Annotated in this window: 7 protein-coding genes and 1 tRNA gene; 1 reads left to right on the forward strand and 7 read right to left on the reverse strand. The window is 59.1% G+C overall.

The window, feature by feature from the left end; genetic code table 11:
- Positions 1 to 4: 4 nt before the first annotated feature.
- The 6 genes from WNZ14_RS05175 to WNZ14_RS05200 all read right to left on the reverse strand — a co-directional run bounded on the left by WNZ14_RS05175 (position 5) and on the right by WNZ14_RS05200 (position 6,943).
- The gene (locus tag WNZ14_RS05175) at positions 5 to 1,189 is read right to left on the reverse strand and encodes a DegT/DnrJ/EryC1/StrS family aminotransferase (RefSeq protein WP_342867523.1); all 1,185 of its coding nucleotides are present in this window, start codon (positions 1,187 to 1,189) and stop codon (positions 5 to 7) included.
- Positions 1,186 to 2,127: a GDP-L-fucose synthase gene (locus tag WNZ14_RS05180; RefSeq protein WP_342867524.1), complete on the reverse strand. Its 942-nt coding sequence runs from the start codon at positions 2,125 to 2,127 to the stop codon at positions 1,186 to 1,188. Before WNZ14_RS05180 ends, WNZ14_RS05175 begins: the two co-directional genes overlap by 4 nt.
- A 33-nt stretch (positions 2,128 to 2,160) precedes the next feature.
- The gene (gene gmd / locus WNZ14_RS05185; protein ID WP_342867525.1) at positions 2,161 to 3,219 is read right to left on the reverse strand and encodes a GDP-mannose 4,6-dehydratase; all 1,059 of its coding nucleotides are present in this window, start codon (positions 3,217 to 3,219) and stop codon (positions 2,161 to 2,163) included.
- Positions 3,216 to 4,118, reverse strand: a complete 903-nt coding sequence (locus tag WNZ14_RS05190; protein ID WP_342867526.1) for a glycosyltransferase family 10 — start codon at positions 4,116 to 4,118, stop codon at positions 3,216 to 3,218. Before WNZ14_RS05190 ends, gmd begins: the two co-directional genes overlap by 4 nt.
- A gap of 648 nt (positions 4,119 to 4,766) precedes the next feature.
- A complete protein-coding gene (locus WNZ14_RS05195) occupies positions 4,767 to 6,767 on the reverse strand; it encodes a serine protease (protein ID WP_342867527.1) in 2,001 nt (666 codons plus the stop codon).
- An 89-nt stretch (positions 6,768 to 6,856) separates the two neighbouring features.
- Positions 6,857 to 6,943 (reverse strand) — tRNA-Leu (locus WNZ14_RS05200).
- Positions 6,944 to 7,194: 251 nt separating this feature from the next.
- Here WNZ14_RS05200 and WNZ14_RS05205 point away from each other — a divergent pair.
- Positions 7,195 to 8,136, forward strand: a complete 942-nt coding sequence (locus tag WNZ14_RS05205; RefSeq protein ID WP_342867528.1) for a DMT family transporter — start codon at positions 7,195 to 7,197, stop codon at positions 8,134 to 8,136.
- 105 nt (positions 8,137 to 8,241) lie between these two features.
- Here WNZ14_RS05205 and lepA read toward each other — a convergent pair whose 3' ends face one another.
- Positions 8,242 to 10,050 carry a translation elongation factor 4 gene (gene lepA, locus WNZ14_RS05210; RefSeq protein WP_342867529.1) on the reverse strand — a complete coding sequence of 603 codons (1,809 nt, stop codon included), beginning with the start codon at positions 10,048 to 10,050 and terminating at the stop codon, positions 8,242 to 8,244.
- Positions 10,051 to 10,312: the final 262 nt, after the last annotated feature.

The raw sequence follows: 10,312 nt of genomic DNA on the forward strand, positions 1-10,312 counted from the left end.
AGCCCTACCCGAGGGCGGCTTCCAGCGCCACGGCAAGCTGGTCCATCGGCTTGTCGAGCGGGTAATGATGGTTGCCGATGAACAGCCCGTTGCTGTCGGCCAGTTCGGCATTCGGCAGCCCGCCATGGATCTCGTGATCCATGTAGCGCGTCACCACTTCGTTCTTGGCGAAATTGCCCGCCACGATCGGGCGTGCCTCTATCCCGTGCCGCTCAAAGCAGGCGACCAGCTCCTTGCGGCTCTTGCCGCATTCCGGGTCGATGATTATCGAGAAGCCGAACCAGCTGCTCTCACCAATCTCGCGCTGGGTGCGCAACTGCGGGAAATCGGCCATGACCTGCTTGAACAGAACCGCATTCTTGCGGCGGTTGTCTACGATCATCGGGAGTTTTGCCATCTGTTCGACGCCGATGGCGCCGCTCATCTCCAGTGGCCGCAGGTTGTAGCCCGGGAGCACAAAGCGGAAGGCTTCCTCGAATGGATCATCGCCCTTCATGCCGGTGACATGGTTCGGGCTGGGCAGGTTACGGGTCCAGCCGTGCGCCCGAAGGCTCAGCATGATGTGGAACAGCTCCTCGTCATGGGTGACGGTGACGCCGCCTTCCATGGTGGAAATATGATGCGAGAAAAACGCCGAGTAGCTTCCCGCCAGACCGAAGGTGCCTGCCTGCTGTCCGTTGAATGTCGCGCCGAGAGATTCGCAATTGTCTTCGAGCAGCACGATATTGCGGTCGCCGATGATCGATTTTATCCGGTCGAAATCATTGGGGTTGCCCAGAAGATTGACCGCCAGAATGGCGCGGGTCCGGTCACTGATCGCAGCTTCAAGCTGGTCGAGATCGAAGTTCAGCGTATCGAGGTCGATATCGACGAATTTCAGACGCAGGCCGTACTGGTAAAGCGGATAATAGGTGGTGCTCCACGACACCGCAGGCACGATCACTTCGTCGCCGGGCGCGAGCTTGAAGCGCGAATGATACCTGAGTGCCGCGACAAACAGCAGATTGGCCGACGAACCTGAATTCGACATCACCGCATAGGGCGCGCCCAACTGCTCGGCGAACAGCTTTTCGAAGGCTGCGACTTCCTTGCCCATGGAGAAGAAGCCGGATTTGACCACCCGGTCTATCGCCGCATATTCCTTTTCGTCCCAGGAGCTTGTGGCCAGCGGAAATGATTTCTCTGTCACGATCTAGTCTCCTGGTCCGCGGCCGGCAGCGCGCGGAAATGGGCATAGGTCCGGGCGATTGCGTCATCGAGCGGGGTCGACGGCAGCCAGCCGAACTTGCGTTGCATCGCCACCGAAACCAGCTTCTGTTTCATGCCGACGGGCTTGGTAAGGTCATGGGTGAAATCACCCTGCCAGCCGATCACTCGGGCCACGGCTGCATAGTAATCATTGATCGAATGATCATGGCCCACGCCCATGTTCATCATGCCGGGCAGGCTCTCAAACCGCGTCACCGCGTTCCAGATGCCGTCGGCGAGATCGGAGGCAAACATGAATTCGCGTCTTGCCTCACCGCTGCCCCAGATCTCGACACTGTCAGCACCCGTTCGTTTGGCCTCATCAACCTTGCGGATGATGGCGGGCAGCAGATGCGAGACGGCGGGGTCGAATTTGTCGTGGATGCCGAAGATGTTGCACGGGATGATCGTCTTGTAGGCCAGCTCCGGATCTGACCGGCGGACATAGTCACAAAGCCTTGCCGTCATTACCTTGGCCAACGCATAGCCTTCGTTGGTCGGCTCCAGTTCGCCCGCCAGCACCGAGCTTTCTTCCAGCGGATTGGATGCTGCGCGCGGATACATGCAGGAACTGCCGATATTGATGAGCTGCGGAACGGCAGCTTTCCGCGCGGCCATGATGATGTTGCGTCCCATGTCGAGATTCTCGACCAGAAACTCCACCGGGTGCGCCATATTGGCCTGAATCCCGCCAACGCGGCCCGCGGCATGGATGATCATGTCCGGCTTCACGCGGGCGACATAGGCCTCCGTCGCCTGGCCGTCGGTGAGGTCAAGCTCGCGGCTCGCCGGTGCGATCACTTCGTGCTGCGAGGCTTCCGCATGATCGCGGATGTTGCGGCCGACCATGCCGTTGCCGCCTGTCAGGACAATCTTCATTGGCGCGCGCTCTTTGCTGAAGGCCAGGCGGTGTCAGCCATTCCGTTCGGCCTCGGCCAGATCCGCTGCCGCCATCTCTGCGACCAGATCGGCGAAGGACGTCTGCGGAGTCCAGCCAAGCTTCTGCTTGGCCTTGGAGGCGTCGCCCAGAAGCGTTTCAACCTCGGTCGGGCGGAAATAGCGCGGATCGACTGAAACGATGACCTTGCCCGACCCATCGCGGCCGACTTCGTTGACGCCTTCGCCTTCGAAATGGATGGTCATACCGAGCGCGTCGGCGGCCGCCAGCACGAAATCGCGCACCGAATACTGCACCCCGGTGGCGATGACGAAATCTTCGGGTTGATCCTGCTGCAGCATCAGCCACTGCATCTCGACATAGTCGCGGGCATGGCCCCAGTCGCGCAGCGCGTCGAGATTGCCGAGCTTCAGCATTTCCTGCTGGCCGAGCTTGATCCGCGCCAGCGCGCGGGTGATCTTGCGGGTGACGAAGGTCTCGCCGCGCAACGGGCTTTCGTGGTTGAACAGGATGCCGTTGCAAGCAAAGAGCCCGTAGGCCTCGCGGTAGTTGATCGTGATCCAGTAGGCGTAAAGCTTTGCCACGCCATAGGGCGAGCGCGGGTAGAACGGAGTGCGTTCGGTCTGCGGGGTTTCCTGCACAAGGCCGTAGAGTTCCGAGGTCGAGGCCTGGTAGAACCGGCTCTTGTCCTTCAGTCCCAGGATACGGATGGCTTCCAGCAGTCGAAGTGTGCCCAGCGCATCGGAGTTGGCGGTATATTCCGGCTCTTCGAACGACACCGCGACATGGCTCTGGGCGGCGAGATTGTAGACCTCGTCGGGCTTGGTCTGCTGCAGGATATGGGTGAGCGACGAGGAGTCGGTCATGTCGCCGTGGTGCAGCACGAACTGGCCCGAACGCCCGTATTCGCCGTCGAAAAGATGATCGATGCGGGCAGTGTTGAACAGCGACGTCCGCCGCTTGATGCCATGCACCTGATAGCCCTTCTTGAGCAGGAATTCGGACAGATAGGCGCCATCCTGTCCGGTGACGCCGGTAATGAGGGCGGTTTTCTGCGATGTGGAATCAGTCATGGCTGGCGTTTGTCCCTCTGGGCCGCTTTTTCAACGATGCGGGCCGCCGCCAGTTCATGGTTGGCGTAGCGCGCCGCTTTTTCCTTGTTCTTGGCGATAAATTCAAGCCGTGACTGATAATCCTCTGGAGATATCGTCGCAATTGCGGCTTTGATTTCATCGAGCGACTGACAGATCAGCATGCCGCCCGGGTCGAAAGTCTCCGTGATGCGCTGTGCGCCCCAATAGATAGGCACGGTTTCGCACAGCAGGCAATCAATCAGCTTCTCGGTAAAATAATCGGGTTCCCGCACATTCTCGATGATCACCGAATAGCGGTATGGCGCAAGCCCGTCAGACTTTCGCTCAAACGGTGCATAGCCGCGGCCCAGAACGTCAGCGTCGATGGCTTTCGCCCGGATCCAGTCGATCACCTCATGCCTGAGACGGTGGCCTTCAAGGTCGGTCTTGGACGACGCGATCAGCGACAGCATGCGGCTCTTGCTGACGTCGACATCGCGCCAGTCCGGCACCCAGGTGGAGCCAAACAGATAGCGCTCTCCATTGGGTGCGGTGGCCAGCAGCGACGGATCGGCGCTCAGTACGCGGTAAAACCGCCGCCAGAGCAGCTTCAGCCAGGCAATCTTGCGGCCCTGAACCGCTTGCGGTTCGACAACCAGGATTGAGATTTTTGCCTTGATTCCCGGACGCGGCATATAGAGCAGCCGCGATGTGGCATAGGCCAGGAGATGATCGTCGCTGCTCATATCGGAGACGCAGCCGCTTCCCAGTCTTTCAGGGCGCCCGACAGGCCAGATAAGCTCATCAAGAGACAATCGGGACATGCGATGTGTCACCCGCTTGCCGTAGGGCAGCAGGGCCACGGCCGGCCCGGATTCATGTAGAAAACGCTCCGTCATGATCTATGTCTTCACGTCCTCCAAAAGCGGACACGAAACCGCAAAATCTTCCGAGCCGGTTCTTGAATTGTTTTTGATGTCTTTTCAAGTGGGGGCTTGGCACCACAGAAGTGAGGTACTCAAAAGCTGATGTCTGTGCAGTTTATTGGAGACCAGACGAATATTATAAGTGTTTGAAAGGGAATATCAGTTGACTGAAATTGCTAAACCGGAGATCGCAATGCTGATCGGCCTGAAATGTCAGAAATCAGCTCCTGACTTTAGTAGAGAAATCAGATCAACTGTCTGACATTCAGAACGAAATCACCGATCCGGTGAGACACTTTATGGTCGTTGCCCTTTGCTTGGGAGAGCCTGATCAAATGGCCGATTGATCGCAATCGCGGCCGGCCACAGGCCCAACTCAACTGGCAAACACCAAACGAGGTGGCCTCAACCTTCACCCCCCGCCGTGCGCTGGCGCTGCACAGCATGGAAAGCTCTGCGCCACAGCCTATCGTATCAACCGCATATCAAGGCAACATGAACGCCGGAAACGACCGCAACGCTGGATAAAACCTGGGGGGCAACGTCATCAAGGGTCATGAACTGGTCACATCAGAACCTGGAAATGTCCATTTCACCTTGATCAAGAGATCAGGCTTATAACTAACTGTCCAATAGTCTTGGCTTGGATGGGTTGGCTAAGATTTTGTGAATGACAAAGCCGGCGACGACAAACGATAGAAATGTGAGGCCGAGGATTACCGCCTGCTGAAGAACGGGGAAAAACGTTACAGTACTCCCCTTGTCAGCATCTGCCGGTCCAAAATGATAGGCATTGTCCCAATAACCACCTTCTTTACCGTTGATCGGCTCAACCAAGTCCATGAGCCCCTCACTAGGCGCGATGCACACCGGCTTGGCCTCGGCGGTGCAGCCCTCAAGCTGCCCGGCCTCATAACCGAATGTGTGCGCATAGATGTAGAGATGTCCCTCGCTCAGCACCTTCCTGATGAAATGCACCTGCGCGGCAAGCGGCAGCAGTATCAGCAGGGTAAGCGTGAGCACCGCAGTTCGGCGCATGCTTGAGGCGACCGGAATGGTGTGGAAGCTGCCGAAGGACGGAACGCGCTGCCACCATGGGTGAAGCTGCCGCGACCGCGCGAAGGCCAAGAACATGAAGAAGAGGATGGGCGCCAAGAACGCGAACAGATGCATGCCCCAGAATGCGTTGAGCAGCCCTGTCGATTGGCCCATGGAAATGGGCTGGAACATTTCGGTGCCGCGCTCGGCCTGGAAGTGCACCAGAAGCAACAGGAAGAACACGATCGAAAACGTCGTCCATCCACGCATGAATGAGGGTGACAGCGTTCGCCTCTCATGCGGCAGTTCCGGCCAGAAGGCAGCTATGTCGGCAACCGGGATCATGTAGGCGATGCGCTCTTTATCCGAGTTGTATTTGCGCACGATCATGCCCACCACGGCTTCGTGGACGTTGTCCCACACGGCGCCACCGCTGTAGCCGCCGTCGATGAAATCCTGCGCGCTTTCGCTGCTGGCTACCTGGATCCAGGCGTCAGTGTTCTGGCCCATGAAGCGCGCGTCGACATGGTTGCCGATGCTGCGGCCTGGTGCGATGCCGAAGACGCTGAGGCGGTCGCCGTCCAGCGAATGGCCGGAAACGTCCGCAAGCAGTGCCAGCCCAACTTCCTCGGGCGCATCCTGGTCGAGCTCGATCACTGCGATGTCGTCGAGTGGCGTCTCCCCGACGTCGCGCCAAGCGACGATCCTGCCGGTGCGCATCGTGTCGGTGCTGACCGGCAGCATCGGGAACCGGACTTCTACCTGTTGCTTCCGGAAATCGCCCTCGTTCGGTTCCTTTGCCTCTGCATCCCTGCCACGGGCAGCGTTGACGACGTGCGCGCAGGTCAGCACATGCCGACTACTGACGAGCATGCCCATGCCGGCATGCTCGTCTTTGTTCGTGACCAGGTTCGCGATCCCTGCTGCCTTGGCGTCCGCCACTAGTTTGTCTCGAATGGCACGGGCGTCTTGTCGCGTTATCTCACTCACCAACGGGTCCTTGCCTGCTACCGCCTCAAGCCGTCGCACAATCCTACCGATGCGTTGCCGGTTCTTTAGGGTGGCTTGGGCTGGTTGTTCAGTCAGATACAGCGCCACAGCTTCGCTCAGCTTCGGAGACGGTGCTGACCCCATACCACTATGCAGTGCCCGAACCCGCCTCTCGTCTGTAGGAGAGAGCTGAATAGTCCCGTCGTGCCCAACGGGGGAGGCGTCGATGATGGCTTCCGCTGCCGCCTCTCGCCCTGTTGTTAACGCCACTGAGGCTGGATCGGCTTCCTCTACGCCAACTTCCCACGGGTTCAACTTGACGCCCCTCAGGTAGCCGAGGGTATCGCTAAAGAGCGTCAATGGGGTAGCGGTAGTAGGGAGCTTCGACAGCGCCCTTCGAGCTTCCTTTACCAGCGTCTCAAAAGCGGCGTTGTTAGTGCTCCAGTTGCGAGCGGCTTCCGCTTCCGTCTTCCCTAGGGGGTGTGTGAAGGTGGAAAACCCAATGCCGGGCCGAAGCTCTTTAGGAACTTCACGGCGGTAGCCTATGCCACCTTTGGTTTTCCTGAGGTACTTCAACGCCACGGAAAGCCTCACGCTGTCCTCCGAACTGTACGGAAAACTGTACTCCGAGAGAGCGCAAGGCCTTGAATACATTGATTTCTTTGAGAGAAATCGTGGAATAATGGTGCCCAGAAGAGGACTCGAACCTCCACTCCCTTGCGAGAACTACGACCTGAACGTAGCGCGTCTACCAATTCCGCCATCTGGGCATTGGCGCGGATTTAGGGGGTCTGCGCTGCTGTGTCAACGGCAGAATGCATAGCCGTCTCAATTATCTTGTTTTTGCATCATGTTGTCCGCAACGCTGCCCCATTATTGATGCTTGACAGGCAGTTGCGGGGACGCGGGCCTCGATGTACGGCTGATGTCGGTCGCGTGCAGTGGCGCGACAGTTCGTTCGCGTCGAGAAATGTCGCGCTTGCCCGCTTCCAAGATATCGCGCCCGGATTTAGAGTTGGCAATGGCCCCTGTTTCCACCGACCCAACCCTGAAACCAGCTTCGACTCAATCAGATCGATCTGATGTCGGGCGTGGGGCGCTGTTGGTCTTTGGTGCGGCGCTGGCCTGGAGTTTTGGGGGCGCAATTGCCCGAGGACTCGAAATCGGCGATCCATGGACGATCATCGCCTGGCGATCCATTTTTGCGGCCCTGTTCCTGATTGTCTTCATGCTTTGGCGCGACGGTCCGGCAGGCACGCTCCGGCTGTTTGCCGGTATGGGTCTGCCAGGTATCGGCGTGGCGCTGTGCTTTGCCACCGCGTCGATCTCCTTCGTGGTGGCGCTTGGCTACACAAGTGTCGCCAACATCCTTCTGATGCAAGCGGGCGTGCCGCTGATCGCAGCACTTCTCGGCGTGGTGTTCCTGCGCGAAGCTGTGGACAGGGTCACGTGGGCGGCGATCCTCGTGGTGATTGCCGGCATCGCGGTGATGGTGTCCGATTCCTTCGCCGCAAACATGTCTTTCATCGGCGACGGGTTGGCGCTGCTGATTGCGGTGGTCTTTGCCGGCGCAACGGTGATCACCCGTCGGTTCTCCGGCGTGCGGATGACACCGGCGGTCTGCCTCGGTGTGGCGATTGCGACCGTGGTCGGAGTGATGATGTCGTCGGGATTGATGGTGAGCCCCCGCGATTTCGGCCTCTTGTTTCTGTTTGGCGCCTTCAATCTGGGTCTCGGCATGGCGATGTTTGCCACCGGCGCACGGCTGATCCCCTCGGCGCTGGCAGCACTCATTTCGACCATGGAGCCGGTGTTGGGGCCAATCTGGGTCTGGCTTATCCATGCGGAAGTTCCCGCGCCCCGAACCCTGATGGGGGGCGGGGTGGTGTTCCTGGCGCTGATCGGTCACATCCTGTGGCAATGGAGCCAGAGCCGCCGCACGGCGCTGCCGCTGCCGAACTGAACGGCTCCAGCGGTTGCCTTCGCCAGCCGCCCGAAATCGTGCATTTAATTCATAAATGTTCAGGAGTGCATCGTCCACCGATCAAACCGACCGGCGGACAATCGATTAATCGCCGATCTTCAGCGCCTCGATGAAGGCTTCCTGCGGGATGTCGACCTTGCCGAACTGGCGCATCCGCTTCTTGCCGGCCTTCTGCTTGTCGAGCAGCTTGCGCTTGCGGGTGGCGTCGCCGCCGTAGCACTTGGCGGTCACGTCCTTGCGCATGGCAGAGATGGTCTCGCGCGCCACCACCTTGCCGCCGATGGCAGCCTGGATCGGGATCTTGAACATGTGCCGCGGGATCAGGTCTTTCAGCTTTTCGCACATCACACGGCCGCGCTTTTCAGCAGCCGAGCGGTGCACCAGCATCGACAGCGCATCCACGGGCTCGTCATTGACCAGGATCGACATCCTGACCAGATCGCCTTCCTCATGGCCGGTGATATGGTAGTCGAAGCTGGCGTAGCCCTTGGAGATCGACTTCAGCCGGTCGTAGAAATCGAAAACCACTTCGTTGAGCGGCAGCGCATAGGTCACCATCGCCCGCTTGCCGACATAGGACAGGTCGGTCTGGATGCCGCGCCGGTCCTGGCAGAGTTTCAGGATCGCGCCGAGATATTCGTCAGGCGTCAGGATCGTGGCCTTGATCCACGGCTCTTCAATGCTCTTGATCTTGACCACATCCGGCATGTCGGCCGGGTTATGCAGCTCCATGACATCGCCATTGGTCATGTTCAGACGGTAGACAACCGACGGCGCCGTGGCGATCAGATCGAGATTGAATTCGCGTTCCAGCCGCTCCTGGATGATTTCCAGATGCAGCAGTCCGAGGAAGCCGCAGCGGAAACCGAAACCAAGTGCGGCGGAGGTTTCCATTTCAAACGAGAACGACGCATCATTGAGGCGTAGCTTGCCCATGGCCGCGCGCAGTTCTTCGAAATCTGCCGCATCGACCGGGAACAGACCGCAGAACACAACCGGCTGCGCCGGCTTGAAGCCTGGCAGGGCCTCGGCCGTCGGCCGTCGATCTTCGGTGATCGTGTCACCGACGCGTGTGTCGGCCACTTCCTTGATCGAGGCGGTGATGAAGCCGATTTCGCCGGGTCCCAGCGATTCCATGGCCACCAGCTTGGGTGTGATCACGCCGATCCGCTCGACTGTGTAGCGGGCATCGGTGCCCATGAGCCGGATCTGCTGGCCTTTTTTCATTTCGCCGTCGATGACCCGCACCAGCACGATGACGCCGAGATAGGTGTCATACCAGCTGTCGACCAGCATGGCCTTGAGCGGATCCTTGACGTTGCCACCTTTGGGGGGCGGCAATCTTTTGACAATGGCTTCCAGCACTTCAGGTATGCCTATGCCCGTCTTGGCGGAAATCATCACCGCGTCGGACGCGTCAAGCCCGATCACCTCTTCGATCTGTTCCTTGATCCGGTCGGGTTCCGCGGCCGGCAGGTCGATCTTGTTCAAGACCGGCACGATCTCGTGATCGGCATCGAGCGCTGCGTAGACATTGGCGAGCGTTTGCGCCTCGACGCCCTGAGACGCGTCGACCACCAGCAGCGAGCCTTCGCATGCCCGCAGTGACCGCGATACCTCATAGGCGAAGTCGACATGGCCCGGCGTGTCAATCAGGTTGAGCACATACATCTCGCCGTCCTTGGCGGTATAGTGCAGCCGGACTGTCTGGGCCTTGATGGTGATCCCGCGCTCTTTCTCGATATCCATCGAGTCGAGCACTTGCTTGCTCATCTCGCGCTCGGCAAGGCCTCCGCAGGTCTGGATCAACCGGTCGGCCAGCGTCGATTTGCCATGGTCGATGTGCGCGACGATCGAAAAATTGCGAATATGGGAAAGCGGCGTGTTTGTCATATGCCGCGATTTAGCAGGCCAGCAGAAAAAGGCAATCGCGTAAAGCGCCGAATCTGTGGCGTTTGGGCCCTTATCGCATCATATTGCCGGCCGCATTGCATTTATGGTCCGGTTGGCGCTGATCGTTCAGAATTTGCACCGGCATCTCGCCTCAGAGCGCTTGCAGCTTTCGGTCTTCAATCGAGCAGTTCTCTGGCTTAAACGGGCCGCTCATTGTGTCGTTCAGATTATCCGGCCATCCAGTTCGAACCCGCTCATTTGC

Source organism: Hoeflea sp. AS60, assembly GCF_038900115.1.
Classification (GTDB): domain Bacteria; phylum Pseudomonadota; class Alphaproteobacteria; order Rhizobiales; family Rhizobiaceae; genus Hoeflea.

What these genes read in the sequence shown, in the direction of transcription:
- WNZ14_RS05205 (WP_342867528.1), top strand. Translation starts at nt 7,195, where the DNA reads ATGGCCCCTGTTTCCACCGACCCAACCCTGAAACCAGCTTCGACTCAA.
- lepA (WP_342867529.1), bottom strand. Translation starts at nt 10,050, where the DNA reads ATGACAAACACGCCGCTTTCCCATATTCGCAATTTTTCGATCGTCGCG.
- gmd (WP_342867525.1), bottom strand. Translation starts at nt 3,219, where the DNA reads ATGACTGATTCCACATCGCAGAAAACCGCCCTCATTACCGGCGTCACC.
- WNZ14_RS05180 (WP_342867524.1), bottom strand. Translation starts at nt 2,127, where the DNA reads ATGAAGATTGTCCTGACAGGCGGCAACGGCATGGTCGGCCGCAACATC.
- WNZ14_RS05190 (WP_342867526.1), bottom strand. Translation starts at nt 4,118, where the DNA reads ATGACGGAGCGTTTTCTACATGAATCCGGGCCGGCCGTGGCCCTGCTG.